Consider the following 19,568-nt stretch of genomic DNA (forward strand, 5'->3'; position numbering starts at 1 on the left):
GTTCAGCACGTTCGACAGATCGGCACCGGTGAAGCCGGACGCTAGGCCAGCCCGGCCACCAGGTCCGCCACGCTCTTGCGGCGGCCCGTGTAGAACGGCACCTCTTCACGGACGTGCATGCGGGCCTCGGAGCCGCGCAGGTGACGCATCAGGTCGACGATGCGGTACAGCTCGTCGGCCTCGAAGGCGAGCAGCCACTCGTAGTCGCCGAGGGAGAACGACGCGACCGTGTTGGCGCGCACGTCCGGGTAGCCGCGGGCCATCATGCCGTGGTCCTTGAGCATGCGGCGGCGGTCCTCGTCGGGCAGCAGGTACCAGTCGTAGGAGCGCACGAAGGGGTAGACCGAGACGTAGTTGCGCGGCGTCTCGTCGGCCAGGAAGGCCGGGATGTGCGACTTGTTGAACTCGGCGGGGCGGTGCAGCGCCATGTTCGACCAGACCGGCTCCAGGGCGCGGCCGAGCTTGGTGCGGCGGAAGAGGTTGTACGCCTCCTGGAGCTCGTCCGCGGTCTCGGCGTGCCACCAGATCATGACGTCGGCGTCGGCGCGCAGACCCGACACGTCGTACGTGCCGCGCACGGTGATGTCCTTGGCGGCGAGCTGGTCGAAGAGCTCCTGGACCTCGTCGGCGAAGCCGGTGCGGTCCTCGGGGAGCACGTCGCGCAGCTTGAAGACGGACCACAGCGTGTAGCGGATGACCTCGTTGAGGTCCTTGGCCTTCTTGCCGGCGTTGGGGGTCTTGGCGGGAGCGTCGTCAGTCATGGGGCTATTGTCCCGCGCCGCCGTGCAGACTCTGCACCGGGTTCTCGCTCAGCTGATCCATCCCGGCACGGTCCCCGCCCAGGTCATCCACGGCGGCGTAGGCCCCGGCGATGCAGGCCGGGATGCCCACCCCGTCGTACGCCGCTCCGCAGACCGCGAGCCCCGGCACCCGGGCGACGTGCTCGCGGATGCGGGCCACGCGCGCGTGGTGGCCGACGGGGTACTGGGGCAGACCGTCGGTCCAGCGGGTGACGAGGGCGGCGACCGGGGCGGCGTCCAGGCCGACCGCCGCGCGCAGGTCGTGCCGCGAGACGTCGACGAGCTCGGCGTCCTCGCGCTCCAGGTCCTTGGTGTCCCCGTAGCGGCCGACCGAGGCGCGCAGGACGAGCAGGTCCGGGTCCTCGTCGGCGATCCAGCCCCACTTCTGGGAGGCGAAGGTGGACGCCTTGATGGTGTGCCCGTCGATGGGCGGGACGAGGAAACCGCTGCCTTCGGGGAGGCGGATGTCGCTCCTCTTGTACGCGAGGGTCATCAGCGCCATGGAGGCGTACTCGACGGTGCGGAGCTCCTGCGCGGCGGCGGGGGCAGTTGCCGTCAACAGGTCCGCCGCTGCCCCGGCGGGCAGAGCCACGACGACGGCGTCGGCCTCGAAGGTCTTGTTCCCTGCTACGACGTGCCACTGTTCGACGGCGCCAGGGGACTCCGCCCCGGCCGCGGACTGCAGGCCCGTCTCGGCCGGTTGCGCGGTTCCCCGCGCCCCCAGCGGGGCGCGGCGCAGCCCCGTCACGGGCATGCCCGTGAGAACCTCCGCGCCCCGCGCGCGGAGTGACTCCGCGACCGCGAGCGGGAGTTGGCCGACGCCGCCCTCGATGCCCATGAAGACGGGCCCGGTCTGCTGGTTCTTCGCCGCGCGGGCCTGGATCTCGCGGACGCCCTCCGTGAGGGAGTCGTGGGTGCGGGCCGCTTCGAAGAGCTGGGGCACGGCCGAGCGCATCGAGATGCGGTACGCGTCCCCGGCGTAGACCCCGCCGAGGAGCGGCTCCACGAGCCGGTCGACGACCTCGCGGCCGAGGCGGGCGGCCACGTACTCGCCGACCGCGACGTCGTCGCCGACCTCGGTGGGCGGCAGCTCGCGGTCCCGCTCGATGCGGTGCAGGCCCTCGTCGGAGAGGACTCCGGAGAGGGCGGAGGCGTCGCCGGGCACGCCCATGACGTGGCCCTTCGGCATGGGGCGCAGGGCGCCGCGGGTCCAGATCGCGGCGGTCGCGGTGGCCGGGGCCTGCAGCCGGTCGGCGAGACCCACCTCGCGGGCCAGGGCGACCGCCTCGGGGCGGCGGGCCAGCATCGACTCGGCGCCCAGGTCGACCCGTACGCCCTCGATCTCGCCCGCGTGCAGCTTGCCGCCGAGCCGCCCGGACGCCTCCAGGACGGTCACCCGGGCCCCGGTGCCGAGCAATCGGTGCGCGGCGGCGAGACCGGCGATCCCGCCTCCGATGACGACGACGTGGGGCCGCCCCGCGGGGCTCGTACGAGTGTCCGTTTCGCGCATGCCTCCACTCTCTCAGACCGCGCGCGGACCGCCGACGAGTCCCGAACGTGACCCCATCGGGACCGCTCGGCGACCATCGAACCGCCCTCCCCCGGCGTCGAAGGAGCAAACGGCAGCACCCACTTCATGACCTCGGGGAGTACGGCGAGATGCATGCGATGAGGACGTCCAGGCACCGTTCCGCCCGCTGGGGCGCGGGCATTCTGCTCGCCGTCGCGCTCGCCCTCGCGGGGTGCGGCGGGACGGGCGGCGACGACGATGCCAAGAGCGCCGGCAGGGGCGGCAGGCCGGCGGCCCCGGAGGGCGGCGCGGCGGACCAGGACCAGGACCAGGACCAGGGGACGGGCGCGGCCGACGGGACGGGGGCCGACGGCGGCGCGGACAAGAGCGGTGCGCGCCAACCCCCGAAGGTGCTGGGCGCGCACGTCATCCGGACCGCGCACCTGACCGTCCGCGTCAAGGACGTCCCGAAGGCCCTGGACGAGGCGCGCACGGCGGCCGAGGGCGCGGGCGGCTTCGTGGGCGACGAGTCCACGGACCGCGACTCCCGCGGCCACGAGCGCTCCCGCGTCGTCCTGCGCGTCCCGCAGGACGCGTACAAGGAGGTCCTCGCCGACCTCCAGGGCACCGGGAAGCTCCTCAGCCGCACCGCGAAGGCGCAGGACGTCAGCGACCAGGTCGTGGACGTGGAGAGCCGCGTGAAGTCGCAGCGGGCGAGCGTCGCACGGGTGCGGGAGCTGATGGACCAGGCCACCAAGCTGAGCGACGTGGTGTCCCTGGAGGGCGAGTTGAGCACCCGTCAGGCCGACCTGGAGGCGCTGCTCGCCCAGCGGGACGCGCTGAAGGACCGCACCACCATGGCCACGATCACGCTCACGCTGCGCGAGACGTCCGCACCGGCGGACGGGGTGGAGGACGACGACCCGACGTTCGTGGACGCGCTGTCGGGCGGCTGGGGCGCGTTCCTCGCGATGCTGCGCTGGCTGGCCGTGGCGCTCGGCGCGGTGCTGCCGTTCGCGGCGCTCGCGGCGCTCCTGGTGGTGACGTGGCGGCGGTTCGCGGGCCCGCGCCTGGCGCGCCGTCCGCAGCCCGCGGCGGGGCCCGCCGGGGAGGCCGCGGACCCCAATGCGCCCGAAGCGCCCGCGACTTCGCAGGCTCCGGAGAAGTGACTGTCGGTGCCGCGCCGTAGCGTGTCCTCATGAGCGCTGCACTGGAACGGTTGGTGGTCGTCGGTGGCGACGCGGCGGGGATGTCCGCCGCGTCCCAGGCCCGCAGGCTGAAGAGCCCCGAGGAGCTGGAGATCGTCGCGTTCGAGCGCGGGCACTTCAGCTCGTTCTCGGCCTGCGGCATCCCGTACTGGGTGGGGGGCGACGTCCCGGAGCGGGACCAGCTGATCGCGCGCACGCCCGAGGAGCACCGGGCCCGCGCCATCGACCTGCGGATGCGCACGGAGGTCGTGGAGCTCGACCCGGCCGGGCGCCGGGTGCGCAGCCGGGACCTGGAGACGGGCGCCGAGGAGTGGACGGCGTACGACAAGCTCGTCATCGCCACCGGCGCCCGCCCGGTCCGCCCGCAGCTGCCCGGCATCGACGCCCCGGGCGTGCACGGCGTGCAGACCCTGGACGACGGCCAGGCCCTGCTCGACACCCTGTCCCGGACGACGGGCCGCCGGGCCGTGGTCGTCGGCGCGGGCTATATCGGCGTGGAGATGGCCGAGGCCCTGGTCAGCCGCGGCTATGAGGTCACGGTCGTCAACCGCGGCGCGCAGCCGATGTCCACGCTCGACCCGGACATGGGCCGCCTGGTCCACGAGGCGATGTCGGGCATGGGCATCGCGATGGTGAACGACGCCGAGGTGACGAAGATCCTCACCGGCGAGGACGGCCGCGTCCGCGCGGTGGCCACGGAGGACGCCGAGTACCCGGCGGACGTGGTGGTGCTCGGCATCGGCGTACGCCCGGAGACCTCGCTCGCGCGTGCGGCGAGCCTGCCCCTGGGGGAACACGGCGGTCTGCTCACGGACTTGGCGATGCGCGTGCGCGGCTACGACGACATCTGGGCGGGCGGCGACTGCGTGGAGGTGCTCGACCTGGTCTCGGGCCGCGAGCGCCACATCGCGCTCGGCACGCACGCGAACAAGCACGGCCAGATCATCGGGGCCAACGTGGGTGGCGACTACGGGACGTTCCCGGGCGTCGTGGGCACGGCGGTGAGCAAGGTCTGCTCCCTGGAGATCGCCCGCACCGGTCTGCGCGAGAAGGACGCGCACGCGGCGGGCCTGCGCTTCGAGAAGGTCACCATCGAGTCGACGAGCCGCGCCGGCTACTACCCGGGGGCGGCCCTGATGACGGTGAAGATGCTCGCCGAGCGCCGGACGGGACGGCTGCTCGGGGTGCAGATCGTGGGCCGCGAGGGGGCGGCGAAGCGGGTCGACATCGCGGCGGTGGCGCTGACGGCGCGCATGACGGTGGAGCAGATGACGGCCCTGGACCTCGGGTACGCACCGCCGTTCTCACCCGTGTGGGACCCGGTCCTGGTGGCCGCGCGCAAGGCGGTGTCGGCGGTGCGGGCGGCGGGCTCCTGAGCCCGCCGCCCCGCGCCGGGCCTCGGCTCAGCGCGCGGTGCGCGTGTGCACGTACTCCACGAGACGGGTCAAGGCGTCCGGGTCGGTGGTCGGCAGGACGCCGTGGCCGAGGTTGAAGACGTGCCCCTCGAGACCGGCGGCGGCGTCGAGCACCTCCTGGGCCTTCTCCTCGACGGCCCCGGGCGTGGAGAAGAGGACCGCCGGGTCGAGGTTGCCCTGCAGCGCCTTGCCGGGTCCGACGCGGCGGGCCGCCTCGTCCATCGGCACCCGCCAGTCCACGCCGACGACGTCCGCGCCCGCCTCGCCCATGAGCCCGAGCAGCTCACCGGTGCCGACACCGAAGTGGATCCGCGGCACCCCGTACCCGGCCACGGCGTCGAACACCTTGGCCGACGCGGGCATGACGGACCGCCGGTAGTCGGCGGGAGCGAGGGCGCCCACCCACGAGTCGAAGAGCTGCACGGCGCTGGCGCCCGCCTCGATCTGCACCTTGAGGAAGGCGGCGGTGATCTCCGCGAGCCGGTCGAGCAGATCGGCCCAGAGCTGCGGGTCCCCGTACATCAGGGCCTTGGTGTGCTCGTGGTTACGGCTCGGACCGCCCTCGACGAGGTAGCTCGCGAGAGTGAAAGGCGCGCCCGCGAAGCCGATGAGCGGCGTCGACCCGAGCTCACCGGTGAGCATCCCGATGGCCTCGGTGACATAGGAGACGTCGTCCGGCGTGAGGTCCCGCAGCTGAGCGAGGTCGGCGCGCGAGCGGATCGGGTTCGCGACGACCGGCCCGACGCCCGGCTTGATGTCGAGGTCGATGCCGATGGCCTTCAGCGGGACGACGATGTCGCTGAAGTAGATCGCGGCGTCCACCTTGTGCCGCCGCACCGGCTGCAGCGTGATCTCCGTGACCAGCTCGGGCCGCATGCAGGACTCCAGCATCGCGGTGCCCTCGCGGACCTTGCGGTACTCGGGGAGGGAGCGCCCTGCCTGCCGCATGAACCAGACCGGCGTGTGCGGCACGGGCTCGCGCCGGCACGCCTTGAGGAAGGCTGATTCCTTGACGTCGTGCGTCACTGCGTTCTGCGGGCCCGTCGGGCTGTTGGCGGTCACCCCGAAAGTCTGCCACGCCCTCCAGGTCCCCCCGCACGGGTGTCTCTCCCTGCACGAAGCCGCCGTTCCCCTTAATCTTCCCCGCATGGCTGCGGTTCTGGGACAACAGTCGGACGGCGCTGGAGAGATGGACGAGACGGAAGGGTCAGGGACGAAGGTGGCGGATTCGACTCCTGTGCCGTTTCGCGCTGCGGTCGACGCACTGCGCGGAGCGAGGCTGCGGCCGGAGATCGAGATCGACCCGACCCGCGCGCCCCAGCGGCTCGCCCCGCACGCGTACGCCCTGGAGGCGGCGGTCGTCGACGGCGACGAGGACCTCGCGGACGGCCGCCTGGTCCTGCTGCACGACCCGGCCGGGCACGACGCCTGGCGCGGCACGTTCCGTCTGGTGACCCTGGTGCGGGCGGAGCTGGAGCCGGAGATGGCCGCCGACCCGCTGCTCCCCGAGGTCTGCTGGTCCTGGCTGACCGGCGCCCTGCAGGCCCGCGGCCTGAGCTGCGGCGAGCCCAGCGGCACGGTCACGCGCGCGAGTTCGCACTACTTCGGCGGCATGAGCGAGCGGCCGGCCGCCTCCCAGATCGAGATCCGCGCGTCCTGGACCCCGCGCGAGGGCGCGGGCGGCGTGCCGGACACGGCGGCGCACCTCGCCGCGTGGTGCGACCTGCTCTGCCAGATCGCGGGCCTGCCGCCCGCGGGCCCGGCGGACGGCTCGGTGGTCTCGCTGCCCCAGCGCAGGGGCCCGCACACACCGTGACCCGGGGCGGGTGAAATCCACGCCCGCCACTCGGTTCGATCTTCGGATGATCGATCACGTGACCGAATCGCCCCAATTGTTACTCACCAAATCGTGATCATTCTCTAAAGGCGGGCGCGTTTGGTGCCGAAGACGTCTGTGACCTTGAAAGCACGGTTCGTCCCGGCTTCATCCCCAGAGCCGGTCCCCGTCCCGCACCCCAGGAGGCCTGGTGTCCGTTCTCCTCGAGCAGCCCGCAAGCCTGGTCGCCTACCGCCCGAACAAGCCGACCGCCATGGTCGTCGTGGCCGACCCCCGCGTCCGCTCCACCGTCACCCGCCATCTGTGGGCGCTCGGTGTGCGCGACGTCATCGAGGCTTCGTCGATCGCGGAGGCTCGTCCCCGCATCGGCAACCCCCGGGACATCTGCGTCGCAGACGTCCACCTCCCCGACGGCTCCGGCCTGACCCTCCTCTCCGAAACCCGCGCCGCGGGCTGGCCCAACGGGCTCGCCCTCTCCGCCGCCGACGACATCGGCGCCGTGCGCAACGCCCTCGCGGGCGGCGTCAAGGGCTACGTCGTCACCGGCACCCGTACGAACGTCGGTCTCCCCACCCGCCCCGGCGCCGCCCCCATCGGCTCGGCCGCGGCCCGCATGCACCGCCGCCCCCCGGGTGCCCCGAGCCACCCGGGCGGCTACCGCGAGCTGTCGGGCCGTGAGGTCGAGGTGCTGCGCCTCGTCGCCGAGGGGCAGTCGAACAAGGCGATCGGCGTCTCCATGGGGCTCTCGGCCCTCACCGTGAAGAGCCACCTCGCCCGCATCGCGCGCAAGCTCGGCACGGGCGACCGGGCCGGGATGGTGGCGGTGGCGCTGCGCACCGGAATCATCCACTGACCGATTTACAGCCCTCGCGCGCCCGTCGACGGAACGTTCCGTCGACGGGCGCCGTGCATACACCTATACCCTTGACAGGTGACCGACGCCCAAGAGACCGCAGCAGACAGTTCACTGCGAACCACCGGAGGCGCTCCTCCGGACGACGACGGACTCGCTCCCGAAGCGGCGCCGATCCCGTTGCTCGAGCCTCGTGACGGCATCCCTCCGGTGATCGCGGACGACTCCGCGCTCGCCGAAGTGATCGCCGCCTTCGCCGCGGGCACGGGCCCCGTCGCCGTCGACGCCGAGCGTGCCTCCGGTTACCGCTACGGCCAGCGCGCCTACCTGGTGCAGCTGCGCCGCGAGGGGGCCGGCAGCGCGCTGATCGACCCCGTCGCCTGCCCCGACCTGTCCGGGCTCGGCGAGGCCATCGGCGGTGTGGAGTGGGTGCTGCACGCCGCCACCCAGGACCTGCCCTGCCTGCGCGAGATAGGCATGGTGCCCAGCCGCATCTTCGACACCGAGCTCGCCGGGCGCCTCGCCGGGTTCCCGCGGGTCGGTCTCGGCGCGATGGTCGAGAGCGTGCTCGGCTATGTGCTGGAGAAGGGGCACTCCGCCGTCGACTGGTCGACCCGGCCGCTGCCCGAGCCCTGGCTGCGGTACGCGGCGCTCGACGTCGAGCTGCTCGTCGACCTGCGGGACGCCCTGGAGAAGGAGCTCGACCGGCAGGGCAAGCTCGACTGGGCGCTGCAGGAGTTCGACGCGATCGCCTCGGCGCCGCCCGCCCCGCCCCGCAAGGACCCCTGGCGCCGCACCTCGGGCATGCACAAGGTCCGGCGGCGACGGCAGATGGCGGTCGTACGGGAGCTGTGGACCGCCCGGGACAAGGTCGCCCAGCGCCGGGACGTCTCGCCCGGCAAGGTGCTCAGCGACGGCGCGATCGTCGAGGCCGCGCTCTCGCTGCCGCCCAACGTGCACGCGCTCGCCGGGCTCTCCGGCTTCGGGCACCGCATGGGGCGCCGTCAGCTCGAGCAGTGGCAGGCCGCGGTGGACCGGGCCAAGGCGCTGCCCGACGCCGAACTCCCGCAGCCGGGGCAGGCGGTGAGCGGTCCGCCGCCGCCGCGGTCCTGGGCGGACCGCGACCCGGCGGCCGCGTCGCGTCTCTCGGCCGCGCGCACGGCGGTCTCGGCGCTCGCCGAGCAGCTGAACATGCCGCAGGAGAACCTGATCACGCCGGACACGGTGCGGCGGGTGTGCTGGGAGCCGCCGGCTCCCGCGACCCCCGAGTCGGTCGCGGAGGCACTGGCCGGCCACGGGGCCCGGCGGTGGCAGATCGAACAGGTGGCGCCGGTACTCACCGCTGCGCTGAGCTGACGGGCAGGGGCACCGCCTTCGGCCGGTGCCCCGTGCGGCTCGGCCTGCCCCTGCACGGAGTGCCCTCTCCGTGGGTCGGGAGCCGCCGTGCGGCACGCCTGCCCGCAGGGGGGTGCCATCACCGGCACGGCAGGGGCCAAGTGTGACGTTCGCCTCTGGTGGGTGCCCCTTGGCCGTTTAGTTACCGACAAGTAGCATGACTCCAGGAAGCGCGCCGAAGGCGCAGCGCACCCGCACCCTGGAGGAGAGCCATCGTGCCTCGTACCGTCAGGGACGTCGTCTTCGTCGACGGCGTCCGCACCCCGTTCGGCAAGGCGGGCCCGAAGGGCATCTACCACGAGACCCGGGCCGACGACCTCGTCGTGAAGGCCATCCGGGAGCTGCTGCGCCGCAACCCGGACCTCGACCCGAAGCAGATCGACGAGGTCGCCATCGCCGCGACCACGCAGATCGGTGACCAGGGGCTGACTCTGGGGCGGACGGCGGGCATCCTCGCGGGCCTGCCGCAGTCCGTGCCGGGCTACTCCATCGACCGGATGTGTGCCGGTGCGCTGACCGCCGTCACCTCCACCGCCGGTTCCATCGCCTTCGGTGCGTACGACGCCGTCATCGCCGGTGGTGTCGAGCACATGGGCCGTCACCCCATGGGTGAGGGCGTCGACCCGAACCCGCGGTTCGTGAGCGAGAAGCTCGTCGACGAGTCCGCCCTGTTCATGGGCATGACCGCCGAGAACCTGCACGACCGCTACCCGAGCATCACCAAGCAGCGTGCCGACGAGTACGCGGTGCGCTCGCAGGAGAAGGCCGCGAAGGCGTACGCCAACGGCAAGATCCAGCAGGACCTGGTGCCGATCTCGATCCGCAACACCAACGCCGAGGTGGGCGAGACCGGTTGGGGTCTCGCGACGGCCGACGAGCCGATGCGGCCGGGGACCACGCTGGAGAGCCTCGCCGGGCTGAAGACGCCGTTCCGTACGCACGGGCGCGTCACCGCCGGCAACGCCGCCGGTCTCAACGACGGTGCCACCGCCTCGATCATCGCCTCCGAGGACTTCGCCCGCGAGAACAACCTCCCGGTGAAGATGCGGCTCGTGTCCTACGCCTTCGCCGGTGTGGAGCCCGAGGTCATGGGCTACGGCCCGATCCCCGCGACCGAGAAGGCGCTCGCCAAGGCGGGGCTCTCGATCGAGGACATCAACCTCTTCGAGATCAATGAGGCGTTCGCGGTTCAGGTGCTCGCCTTCCTGGAGCACTACGGGATCGCCGACGACGACGCGCGCGTCAACCAGTACGGCGGCGCCATCGCGTTCGGCCACCCGCTCGCGTCCTCCGGTGTGCGCCTGATGACGCAGCTGGCGCGGCAGTTCGAGGAGCAGCCCGAGGTCCGCTACGGCCTCACCACCATGTGCGTCGGCTTCGGCATGGGCGCCACGGTCATCTGGGAGAACCCGCACCACAAGGACGCCGGAGGCGACAAGTGAGCACCACCACCACTGAGTTGTTGAAGGGTGCGGCTGAGCTGTTTCCCGACGAGGTCGTGACGTCCGCGCAGGTGCGTCACCTCGATCTCCCGTACGGGGCGGGCCGGTTCGCGCTCATCACGCTTGACAACGGCTTCGACCACACGAAGCCCACCACCTTCGGGCCCGGCTCGCTCGCGAACCTCAACGCCGCGATCGACCAGGTCGAGAAGGAGGCGGCCGAGGGCACCATCGTCGGTGTCGGCATCACCGGCAAGCCCTTCATCTTCGCCGTCGGCGCCGACCTCAAGGGCGTCGAGATCCTGAAGAAGCACGAGGACGCGCTCGCCATCGGCAAGGGCGGGCACGACGTCTTCAAGCGGCTTTCGGGGCTCGCCGTGCCGACCTTCGCCTACTACAACGGTGCCGCCATGGGCGGTGGCGTCGAGGTCGGTCTGCACTGCGCGTACCGGACGGTGTCGAAGGCGCTGCCCGCGTTCTCGCTGCCCGAGGTCTTCCTGGGCCTCGTGCCGGGCTGGGGCGGCTGTGCGCTGCTGCCGAACCTGATCGGCGCGGACCGTGCGGTTTCGGTCATCATCGAGAACTCGCTCAACCAGAACCGTCAGCTCAAGGGCAAGCAGGTCTTCGAACTCGGCATCGCGGACGCGATCTTCGAGGGCGCGGACTTCCTGGAGCAGTCGCTGCTCTGGACCGCGTCCGTCCTCAAGGGCTCCGTCACGGTCGAGCGCCCCGAGGTCGACCGCGGTGAGGCGTGGGACGCCGCCGTCGCGCGCGGCAAGGCCATCGCCGACTCGAAGGTGCACGGCGCGGCCCCGGCCGCCTACCGCGCGCTCGACATCATCGCCGCCGCCAAGGACGGTGACCTGGAGGCCGGGTTCGCCGCCGAGGACCTCGCCCTCGCCGACCTGATCATGGGCGGCGAACTCCGCGCCGGCATCTACTCGTTCAACCTGGTCCAGAAGCGCGCCAAGCGCCCGGCCGGTGCGCCGAGCAAGGACCTGGCGCGCCCGGTCACGAAGGTCGGCGTCGTCGGCGCCGGTCTGATGGCCTCGCAGCTGGCCCTCCTCTTCCTGCGCCGCCTCGAGGTCCCGGTCGTCCTCACGGACATCGACCAGGCCCGCGTGGACAAGGGCGTCGGCTACGTCCACGAGGAGATCGACAAGCTCCTGCTCAAGGGGCGCGTCAACCAGGACAAGGCCAACCGTCTGAAGGCGCTGGTCACCGGTGTCCTCGACAAAGCCGAGGGCTTCTCGGACGCGGACTTCATCATCGAGGCCGTCTTCGAGGAGATCGGCGTCAAGCAGCAGGTGTTCGCGGAGGTCGAGGCGGTCGCCCCGGCGCACGCGATCCTCGCCACCAACACCTCCTCGCTGTCGGTGACCGAGATGGCGTCGAAGCTGAAGCACCCGGAGCGGGTCGTCGGCTTCCACTTCTTCAACCCGGTCGCGATCCTGCCGCTCCTGGAGATCGTGCGCGGCGAGCAGACCGACGAGGCGTCCCTCGCCACGGCGTTCGGCGTCGCCAAGAAGCTGAAGAAGACGGCTGTGCTGGTCAAGGACGCGCCCGCGTTCGTGGTCAACCGCATCCTCACCCGCTTCATGGGCGAGATCCAGAACGTCATCGACGAGGGCACCCCGGTCGAGGTCGCCGAGAAGGCCGTCGAGCCGCTCGGTCTGCCGATGTCGCCGCTGGTGCTGCTCGAGCTGGTCGGCCCGGCCATCGGCCTGCACGTCTCGGAGACGCTGCACGGCGCCTTCCCGGACCGCTTCACGGTCTCCCCGAACCTGAAGGCGGTCGTGGAGGCGGGCAAGCGCGGCTTCTACGTCTACGACAGCGGCAAGCCGGAGCTCGACCCGGAGGTGGCGGCGCTGCTGAAGCAGGGCGACGTCGTCCTCACCGAGGAGCAGACCCGCGACCGCGTCCTGGACGCCGTCGCGCAGGAGATCGGGCTCATGCTGGAGGAGAGTGTCGTCGCCGAGGCGCAGGACATCGACCTCTGCCTGATCACCGGCGCGGGCTGGCCCTTCCACCTGGGCGGCGTCACGCCGTACCTGGACCGCGCGGGCGTGTCCGAGCGGGTCAACGGGAAGCGGTTCCTGGCGCAGGGCGTGGCGAGCGTCCCGGCGTAACGCTTCCTCGCCCCTTCCGTACGAACGTTGCCCGGCACACCGACTGGTGTGCCGGGCAACGGCGTTGAGGGCTCGCCCCGATCAGGGCCCTAGGCGAGCACGGAGGCTTCCGCCTCGGCGGCCAGCGGGAGGCGGGCGTCGGCGCGCGGGTCGTACACGAAGCGCCGCACCCGGAAGCCCTCGGCCTCCTCGACGCCGGACTGGAAGCCCCGTACGCGCAGCAGCGCGTCCACCGCCCGCAGGTCCACCTTGCGGCTCCCGGAGACCTGCGAGGCGTGCGCGCGCAGCGACTGGAGCTTCGTCTCGGCGCAGCCGCTCACGTCGATGTAGAGCTGCGGCTGGAAGTTCACGGACGAGGGCGACTCGAAGAAGAGCAGCCGCTCCGCGTGGCGGGCCGCCGAGGCGACGGCGCGCGAGGCGGCCCGGTGGTCCTGGTGGGTGTCGTCGTGGCCGTGCGTGTACACGGTGGTCGCGCCGGTCTCCTTGAGGACGCCCTCGATCGTACGGATGGTCTCCAGGCCGTCGCCCAGCTCGCCGTCGCGGAAGCCGCCCCAGCGCAGCTCGGCGCCGATGCTGCGGGCCGCGAGCTGCTGCTCGGCGCGGCGCAGTGCGGCGCCCGCGCCGGGGCCGTTGCAGCCGTCGGTGAGGACGAGCATGACGACGCGGTCGCCCGCGAGGACGTGCGCGCGCAGGGTGGCGGCGCAGCCGAGCTCGATGTCGTCGGGGTGGGCGCCGACGGCGAGAACGGTGCGGCCGCTGCGCGCGGGAGCCGACGGATCGCGGTCGATCTCCGGCGCGTCCACGCTGTACAACATTCCGTCCATCTCCCCGGTGCTGTCGCCGATTTCCCCTACTTCATTGAAAAACATCAGCGTTCACCTTACACAGCTCTTTGAAAGGTTTCGGAGGCGAAAGACTCAGTGAATTCGGGACCAAAGTCCCTGAACCTTTCCCAACTCCCCTCACCAATTCCGGTAATTACTTCTTCGAATTCCCCGGAGTTTCGTCCGTCACGTCTTTGTGAGTGCGAGGGCCGTGGCCACCTCGCGTTCGCCGACTTCGCCGCCCCAGTCACCGGTCGGGCGGTTGACCAGCTCACCGTCGGCGATCATCGTGGTGGATCCCCCGCCGTCCAGGGCGAGCGCGTCCGTGGCGCCCAACCACCGCAGGACACCGGCGAGTTCATGGAGCGTGGCACCGACGGAGTGGCCGGGGCTGCGCCCGTCGACGGCCACCAGGACGAGCCGCCCGTCGGGGGCCGTGCCCACGGCGGTGCGCGGCAGGCGCTCGGTGAGCACCGTCGAAGGGCCGCCGGTGGCCGGGACGACCATGCCATTGGCCCGGGTGTTGATCCAGGTGTCCCCGTGCCGCAGCAGTGCCGGGCCGCCCGCCACGATCGAGGTGTCGGGGCCGACCGCCACGGGGCCCCGGGCGTCGCGTACTCCGGTGGTCACGGTGAGCCGCGTACCGGTCGGCGCGATCTCGCGCAGCCGGCGGGCGGCGGCGCCGATACCGCTCAGGACGCGGCCGCCGGAGGGCACTGGGCCGCCTGCCGGGACGCGCTGCTCGCGGACGGTGCCATCGGTGCCGAGGACCACCTCGACGGCGTCGTCCGCCACGCGTGGCGTGCGGGTGCCCCAGGCGTCGTCGAAGAGGACCAGGTCGTCCGGGTCCGTGCAGAGCACGAAGTTCTGCGGCTGACTCGGGTCGGCGCCCTCGACCGGGGAGCGGCCCCCAGCGGAGCCGCAGCCGAGGATCCGCCCCGGCACGCGGTTGATCCCGCCGATGGGGTACCGCCGCCCGTCGGGCGTGAACACGGCGCAGTCGGTGCTCAGTTCGGCGATCCGGGTGTCCGCTGGGCCGGCCCCGAACAGCACGGCCGTCCTGCCGTTGTTCGCCTCGCTGAGCAGTCTGCCCCGGTCCATGAGGATGCCGAGCGGATCGCCTTCGTACCCGCCGAACTGCGCGTTCGTACGGATGTCGAAGTACGCGGCGTTCACCGCGGCGAGCGCGTCGTGGTCGTGGGCCAGCTCCCGTACCGTCCGGGCGACGGCCATGTTCCCGCTGCCGAGGTTCCGGGCCCGGACAGCCGCCCAGGGCTGTGCCTCGACGACGCACACGCTCCAGGGGCCGGTGGACGCGGTGCCCACGGCCGCGGTGTGGGTGAGCTCGGCCGCGGCGCCCGCCGACTCCAGGCGCCGCAGCGCCCGTTCGGCGTCGGCGCGGGCCGCGTAGGAGCCCGACCAGACGTCGTAGCCGACGGTCCCGCCGCGCGCGTCAGCGGACTGAGGCGCCACGCGCTCCCGTACCCGCGCGGGGAAGCCCTGCCGGTGCAGCCCGGCCGCAGTGGCGTCGGCGGCATCGGCGTCCGGCGCGAGCAGGGTGTCCCCGGTGTGCACCGCGACCGTCCAGTGGCCGGAGGCGTGCCCGCGCGTGAAGGAGCGCAGGACGACGCCGGGTGCGACCTCCTGGACCGGTCCCTCGCGGGTGGTGAGGCCCGCGGGGCCGAGCGGCAACTCCCCCGCGGGCGGCGGCAGCCAGCGGCCTCCGCGCAGCAGCAGCGGCGTCACCGCGGCACCGAGCCCGAGAGCCTTCAGCACTCGCCGCCGCGGCACCCCCGTCACGCGGCCCGGGTCAGCTGGGCGATGGCCCGGCTGGCGCGGGCGCAGTTGCCGCGGTCCTGGTAGGCGAAGACCTTCTGGGCGCGGCGGGTGTACTCGGGCTCCCGGACACAGCCGGACTCCAGGTAGCGGATCACCTGGTCGATCACCTCGTCGACGCTCCCGCACACCGGCCCGAACCCGTCGCGCTCCGCGTCGAACCAGCTCCTGCGGGAGTGCTCGCCCCAGTACTGGTCGGGGTCGAACTGGGCGTGCACGAGCGGCGTTCCGAGGTACGCCACGTCGAACATCACCGACGACCAGTCCGTGATGAACAAGTCACAGCCGCGCAGCGCGTCCTGGACGCCCGTCTCGCGCTGGTCCAGGCGGCGCACCCGGCCCTGCTCGGGCAGCACGCCGTCGACCATGTTCCGCATCTCGTAGTGCGGCAGGAACTCGAAGACGTAGTCGTGCCGCTCCAGGGCCGCGTGCAGCCTCGGGTCGTGCAGCAGGCCCACCAGGAACTCCCGGTAGTGCGACGCCTCGAAGCGGGCACGCGCCGCGTCCTCGTCGCCGTCCTTCACGTACGAGGGTGCCGCGAGGTAGCTGCGCCAGGTCGGCATGAACAGGATCCTGCGGTGGCCCCGGTCGGGCTGGAGCGCGTCGAAGCGGGGCAGGCCGAGGACCTGCACCTGGTCCCTGTAGTCCATGTACTCGGCGAAGAAGCGGCCCTCTTCGACGCTGCTGGCCAGGGCGAGGTCGACGCCGGTGCGGTTGCGGTGCAGGCCCTTGCTGGCGTCCTCGTTGAGCACGCCGTGCTGGAGGAAGACGCGGCGGGCGCCGACCCGCCAGCTCAGGTGCCGCAGGTAGGAGGTGCGGTCCCAGTCGTCGGGGATCATGTAGGCGTCGATGTCGTACGCGTTGATGAGCACGCTCGCGTGCAGCATCAGGAGCTTGTGCTTCCAGGAGCTGTGCGCGACGACGTGGCCGAGCTTCTTCAGCTTGGTGCGGTCGGGGCTGTCCTTGTCGATGACGTAGTACGCGCCGCGGCGCTTCTCGACCTGGCGGGCGTAGCGGAACAGGTGCCAGCCGTTGTCCTGCGCGGTGTCCTTGCGCTCGCCGAAGAGCCAGACCTCGCGGCGCGCGAACAGCGGCCGGGTCGCGAGCCGGATGAGGCGGGCGCGCCAGAACGGGGCCCTGCGCTTGCGCTGGTCGCGGTCCATGGAGCGGATCAGGGAGCGCCATGCCTTGCGGCTGGCGGGGGTGGTGGCGTCGCGGACGACGAGCGCCGCGTGGTTCTTGCCCCGGACCACGGGCAGCACCCGGCGGTCGGCCACCCGGGTGCTTCGGGCGCCCCGCAGCAGCGCCGTGGTCGTCATGCACGGCCGGGAGACGTCACGGCCCTGTGTGCAGAAGACGAGCTTGAGCGGGAACTCCCCGTCCTTGAACTCGCCGACGGGGACGACCGCTTCGAAGCCGCCCCACTCCAGGTCCTCGCGGGTGGCCAGCAGATCGCCGCGGCGCATCACCCGGGCGGGGACGGTGCGGCCGCTGTTCTCGATCCACAGCTTGAGCTGGTTGTGCAGCGGACGGTTCAGCGGCAGCCCGTTGACCGCGAACCGGCCGGAGACCACGAGGCCGCCGGCCGCCTTCACGGCCCGCACCCGCTCCAAGTGCACATGCGCGGCCGTGACCTTGGCGAGCGGCAGCAGCTCACCCGGGACCGGGACGTCCAGGTACAGGTCGGTGCCGCGCCCGTACACGCCGCGGACCACCTCTCCCGGGCGGGCGAAGAGTTCGAAGGAGTTCAGGTACAGGGCGAGAAAGGGGACGCGGTGGCGGGTGTCGATGGTGGAACGCATGATCGTGTCGGGTGTCATGCGGGCGTAGATGTTCCGGCACCGCTCGAACAGCTGCCACAGCTCGTCGTCGGTCATGACGTCGGGGGCGCGCAGCGCGAAGCCCTGGTAGGTGCGGACGAGGAAGCGGTCCGCGACCTCCTGGCGGTGCCCGGAGAGCCGGGGCCGCAGGGCAAGGACGTGCTCCTCCAGGGCGAGGTGGTCCCAGTAGTTCTCCTTGCGGTCCCACAGGTGGTCCATGGTGGAGTCGCCGGTGGCCCGCTTCCGGTACTGGTAGACGGTCTCGGGCACCACGGCGATCCGGTCGGCGAGCAGCATCGACGGCACGACGAAGAAGGCGTCCTCGAAGTGCACGCCTTCCTGGAAGCGCAGGTTGTTGCGCCGGATGAAGTCGAGATCGAACAGCTTGTGGGCGGGGCCCGCCGCGTAGATCATGTCCGGGATGTTCTCAATGCCCGGGTACACCTGGGGGGCGCTGCCGAAGTACTTGAGCCAGGGCCACTCGGTCGGCGCGGGAAACGTCTCCATCCGGCCGATGGTGAGCGGCGCCCGCTCCTTGGCGGCCGTGCGCCACAGCGTCTCGATGGCCGTGTCCGGCAGGATGTCGTCGGAGTCGCAGAAGGCGATGTAATGGGCGCTGGCCACGTCCATGCCCGCGTTCCGGGCGCCGCCCGCCTTCCCGTACGGGTAGGTGTACGCCCATACGTTGAGGTGCCGCTCGGCGAAGGCCGCGGCGATCTGCGGGGAGCTGTCGCTGCTGCCGTTGTCGACGAGGATGACCTGGCAGCGGTCGAACATCGTCTGGGCGGCGAGCGATTCGAGGCTCTCCTGCAAGTACTCCTCGACGTTGAAGATGGGGACGACTATCGCGACGTCGTAGACCGGCTCGTACATTCTCGGCTCCTGCTTCTGTTCTCTGAATCCTGCTGACTGCTCCATTTCTGGAGGGAATTCACGGATCTCGCTGATGTCACGGATGTCATACGGCGGCGAAGGCGCCCGCCGCGGCGAGGACGGCGTGCTGTCCTTCCGCGCGGACCCGGACCTGCCTGCCGCCCGCGGTCACGGGGCCGTCCCGGTCCGCCCCGGCGGCGACGGTGCACGGCCGGGAGACGTCCCGGCCCTCGGTGCACACGACCAGCCGCAGCGGGAACTCCCCCTCCCGCACCCCGTCCAGGTCCACCACCGCCGAGAACGCCACCGCCGTGTGCCCGGCGGCGAGCCCCTCGGGGCGGCCGAGGTTGTGGGCGTCGAAGGTCCTTCCGCTCCGCTCCGGCCACAGCTTCAGGGCGACGGAGTCGAGCCGGGCCTGGGGCAGCCCGCTGATGTCGACGGTGCCGCGCACCTCGACGCCGCCCGGCACCGGGGTGAGCCGCTCGACGCGGGCGAGCACCCCGCTGACCTTCGTCAGGGGCAGCGACCACGCCCCCGCCCCGTACTCCAGGTACAGGTCGCTCTGGCGCCCGAAGACGCCGCGGACCGCGTTCTCGGGGCGGGCGAACAGCTCGAAGTCGCCCGCGCACAGGGCGAGGTAGGGCAGGCGGTGGCGGGTGTTGTGGGTGGCGCGGGCGAGCTGCTCGGGGGTGATGCCCCGGTAGACGGCGCGGCTCCGCTCGAAGTAGACGCGCAGCGCCTCCTCGTCCAGGACCCGCGGGGCGCGCAGCAGGAAGCCCTGCATGGCGGCGACCAGCCAGCGGTCCAGGGTCTCCTGGTGGTACGGGGACAACTGCGGGCGCAGCGCGGCGAGTTGCTCGACGAGCAGGAGGTGGTCCCAGTAGTTCTGCGGGTGCTGCCACTGGGTGTCGGTGACCGAGGTGCCGTCGCCGCGCATCCGGTACTCGTAGACGAGGGCGTCGACGAGCGCGATGCGGCGCGAGAACAGCAGCGCGGGCAGCGCCACGAAGGCGTCCTCGAAGTGCACGTCCTCGGCGAAGCGGATCGAGCAGGAGCGCAGGAACTCCAGGTCGAACATCTTGTTCCAGCAGGCCGCCGAGTGGATGAGGTCGGGCACGTCGGCGACGTTGGTGACGACCTTGTTGCCGGTGCCGAAGCTCTTCTGCCAGGCCCAGGACGCCGCCTGCGGGAACCGCTCGGCCCGGCCGACGGCGACCGTGGCGCCGGTCTTCACCAGCTCGCTCCACAGGAGTTCGAGGGCGCCCGCGGGGGCCACGTCGTCGGCGTCCCAGAAGGCGATGTGGCGGGTGTCGGCCAGGTCCATGCCCGCGTTGCGCGCGCCGCCCGCGCGGCCCCGCGGCCAGGAGATCAGGTCGACGTTCGGGTAGCGCGCGGCGAAGCCCTGGGCGATCTCGACGGAGCGGTCCGCGCTGCCGTTGTCGACGAGCACGACCCGGGTGCGCTCGAACATCGTCTGCGCGGCGAGGGAGCCGAGGCACTCGCGGAGGTACTTCTCCACGTTGAGGACGGGGACGACGACGGTGACGTCGTAGGGCGCGGTCGGGGCGGTCGGGGCGTTCGCGGTGGCGTGCGGCATGTGATGGCTTCCCGTGGCAGTCATGGAGG

Annotated in this window: 14 protein-coding genes; 7 read left to right on the forward strand and 7 right to left on the reverse strand. The window is 72.1% G+C overall.

The window, feature by feature from the left end; genetic code table 11:
* Positions 1-41: 41 nt before the first annotated feature.
* Positions 42-761 carry a hydrogen peroxide-dependent heme synthase gene (gene hemQ / locus ACFWYM_RS30555; RefSeq protein ID WP_384844457.1) on the reverse strand — a complete coding sequence of 240 codons (720 nt, stop codon included), beginning with the start codon at positions 759-761 and terminating at the stop codon, positions 42-44.
* A gap of 4 nt (positions 762-765) precedes the next feature.
* Positions 766-2,310, reverse strand: a complete 1,545-nt coding sequence (hemG, locus tag ACFWYM_RS30560; RefSeq protein ID WP_384844460.1) for a protoporphyrinogen oxidase — start codon at positions 2,308-2,310, stop codon at positions 766-768.
* A gap of 158 nt (positions 2,311-2,468) precedes the next feature.
* Between hemG and ACFWYM_RS30565 the strand changes: the two genes are divergently transcribed.
* Positions 2,469-3,479 carry a DUF4349 domain-containing protein gene (locus ACFWYM_RS30565; RefSeq protein ID WP_384844463.1) on the forward strand — a complete coding sequence of 337 codons (1,011 nt, stop codon included), beginning with the start codon at positions 2,469-2,471 and terminating at the stop codon, positions 3,477-3,479.
* Between the two features lie 29 nt (positions 3,480-3,508).
* Positions 3,509-4,894, forward strand: a complete 1,386-nt coding sequence (locus ACFWYM_RS30570; RefSeq protein ID WP_384844466.1) for an FAD-dependent oxidoreductase — start codon at positions 3,509-3,511, stop codon at positions 4,892-4,894.
* A 27-nt stretch (positions 4,895-4,921) separates the two neighbouring features.
* Here ACFWYM_RS30570 and hemE read toward each other — a convergent pair whose 3' ends face one another.
* On the reverse strand, positions 4,922-5,995 hold the full coding sequence (gene hemE / locus ACFWYM_RS30575) for a uroporphyrinogen decarboxylase (RefSeq protein ID WP_384844469.1): 1,074 nt from the start codon (positions 5,993-5,995) through the stop codon (positions 4,922-4,924).
* Positions 5,996-6,080: 85 nt separating this feature from the next.
* Between hemE and ACFWYM_RS30580 the strand changes: the two genes are divergently transcribed.
* From ACFWYM_RS30580 to ACFWYM_RS30600, 5 genes are all read left to right on the forward strand, one after another.
* The gene (locus ACFWYM_RS30580) at positions 6,081-6,749 is read left to right on the forward strand and encodes a DUF3000 domain-containing protein (protein ID WP_384844472.1); all 669 of its coding nucleotides are present in this window, start codon (positions 6,081-6,083) and stop codon (positions 6,747-6,749) included.
* A gap of 211 nt (positions 6,750-6,960) precedes the next feature.
* Positions 6,961-7,623, forward strand: a complete 663-nt coding sequence (locus ACFWYM_RS30585; RefSeq protein WP_030687574.1) for a response regulator transcription factor — start codon at positions 6,961-6,963, stop codon at positions 7,621-7,623.
* A 78-nt stretch (positions 7,624-7,701) separates the two neighbouring features.
* Positions 7,702-8,979: an HRDC domain-containing protein gene (locus ACFWYM_RS30590; protein ID WP_384844475.1), complete on the forward strand. Its 1,278-nt coding sequence runs from the start codon at positions 7,702-7,704 to the stop codon at positions 8,977-8,979.
* A gap of 254 nt (positions 8,980-9,233) precedes the next feature.
* Positions 9,234-10,460 carry a thiolase family protein gene (locus ACFWYM_RS30595; protein WP_384844478.1) on the forward strand — a complete coding sequence of 409 codons (1,227 nt, stop codon included), beginning with the start codon at positions 9,234-9,236 and terminating at the stop codon, positions 10,458-10,460.
* Entirely contained in the window at positions 10,457-12,589 is a 2,133-nt protein-coding gene (locus ACFWYM_RS30600; RefSeq protein WP_384844481.1) for a 3-hydroxyacyl-CoA dehydrogenase NAD-binding domain-containing protein, read from the forward strand. The genes ACFWYM_RS30595 and ACFWYM_RS30600 overlap by 4 nt, the downstream gene beginning before the upstream one ends.
* Positions 12,590-12,678: 89 nt before the next feature.
* Here the strand turns inward: ACFWYM_RS30600 and ACFWYM_RS30605 are convergent, their stop codons facing one another.
* The 4 genes from ACFWYM_RS30605 to ACFWYM_RS30620 all read right to left on the reverse strand — a co-directional run bounded on the left by ACFWYM_RS30605 (position 12,679) and on the right by ACFWYM_RS30620 (position 19,563).
* Positions 12,679-13,413, reverse strand: a complete 735-nt coding sequence (locus ACFWYM_RS30605; protein ID WP_384844484.1) for a PIG-L deacetylase family protein — start codon at positions 13,411-13,413, stop codon at positions 12,679-12,681.
* 186 nt (positions 13,414-13,599) lie between these two features.
* The gene (locus tag ACFWYM_RS30610; protein WP_384844487.1) at positions 13,600-15,189 is read right to left on the reverse strand and encodes a phosphodiester glycosidase family protein; all 1,590 of its coding nucleotides are present in this window, start codon (positions 15,187-15,189) and stop codon (positions 13,600-13,602) included.
* 20 nt (positions 15,190-15,209) lie between these two features.
* Complete coding sequence (locus ACFWYM_RS30615) at positions 15,210-17,942, reverse strand: CDP-glycerol glycerophosphotransferase family protein (RefSeq protein WP_384844490.1); 2,733 nt, start codon at positions 17,940-17,942, stop codon at positions 15,210-15,212.
* Positions 17,943-18,027: 85 nt separating this feature from the next.
* On the reverse strand, positions 18,028-19,563 hold the full coding sequence (locus tag ACFWYM_RS30620; protein ID WP_384844493.1) for a glycosyltransferase family 2 protein: 1,536 nt from the start codon (positions 19,561-19,563) through the stop codon (positions 18,028-18,030).
* Between the last annotated feature and the right edge of the window lie 5 nt (positions 19,564-19,568).

The organism is Streptomyces sp. NPDC059009, assembly GCF_042740175.1.
Classification (GTDB): domain Bacteria; phylum Actinomycetota; class Actinomycetes; order Streptomycetales; family Streptomycetaceae; genus Streptomyces.

What these genes read in the sequence shown, in the direction of transcription:
- hemQ (WP_384844457.1), bottom strand. Translation starts at nt 761, where the DNA reads ATGACTGACGACGCTCCCGCCAAGACCCCCAACGCCGGCAAGAAGGCC.
- hemG (WP_384844460.1), bottom strand. Translation starts at nt 2,310, where the DNA reads ATGCGCGAAACGGACACTCGTACGAGCCCCGCGGGGCGGCCCCACGTC.
- ACFWYM_RS30565 (WP_384844463.1), top strand. Translation starts at nt 2,469, where the DNA reads ATGAGGACGTCCAGGCACCGTTCCGCCCGCTGGGGCGCGGGCATTCTG.
- ACFWYM_RS30570 (WP_384844466.1), top strand. Translation starts at nt 3,509, where the DNA reads ATGAGCGCTGCACTGGAACGGTTGGTGGTCGTCGGTGGCGACGCGGCG.
- ACFWYM_RS30580 (WP_384844472.1), top strand. Translation starts at nt 6,081, where the DNA reads ATGGCTGCGGTTCTGGGACAACAGTCGGACGGCGCTGGAGAGATGGAC.
- ACFWYM_RS30605 (WP_384844484.1), bottom strand. Translation starts at nt 13,413, where the DNA reads ATGGACGGAATGTTGTACAGCGTGGACGCGCCGGAGATCGACCGCGAT.
- ACFWYM_RS30615 (WP_384844490.1), bottom strand. Translation starts at nt 17,942, where the DNA reads ATGTACGAGCCGGTCTACGACGTCGCGATAGTCGTCCCCATCTTCAAC.
- ACFWYM_RS30620 (WP_384844493.1), bottom strand. Translation starts at nt 19,563, where the DNA reads ATGACTGCCACGGGAAGCCATCACATGCCGCACGCCACCGCGAACGCC.